This window comes from Paraburkholderia sp. SIMBA_054 (assembly GCF_046534875.1).
In the GTDB taxonomy this organism is placed as follows: domain Bacteria; phylum Pseudomonadota; class Gammaproteobacteria; order Burkholderiales; family Burkholderiaceae; genus Paraburkholderia; species Paraburkholderia hospita.
Window position 1 is genome coordinate 1 of sequence record NZ_JAWRXV010001601.1, and the last position, 240, is coordinate 240.

1 protein-coding gene is annotated in these 240 nt (G+C 75.0%); it reads left to right on the top strand.

The window, feature by feature from the left end:
* A partial coding sequence (locus SB822_RS60470; RefSeq protein WP_410859569.1) for an inner membrane CreD family protein occupies nt 1-240 on the top strand: 240 nt, incomplete at both ends.

Sequence of the window (240 nt, forward strand, 5' to 3'; positions counted from 1 at the left end):
GGCCGGCTGCTGCCCTCGGAACGGCGCATCGGCCTGTTCCGGGTGCCGGTCTACACCTGGGAGGCGAAAGTGCGCGCGACCTTCGCGCCGATGCCGTATGCCGCCGCCGACGGGCGCGTCTACGGCCAGCCCTACCTGGCGCTGGGCCTGTCGGATGTGCGCGGCCTGGTCGGCGTGCCTTCGCTGACCGTCGATGGCCGCGAGCTGGCGCTGCGCGCCGGCGGTGGTGCGCTCGAGCGC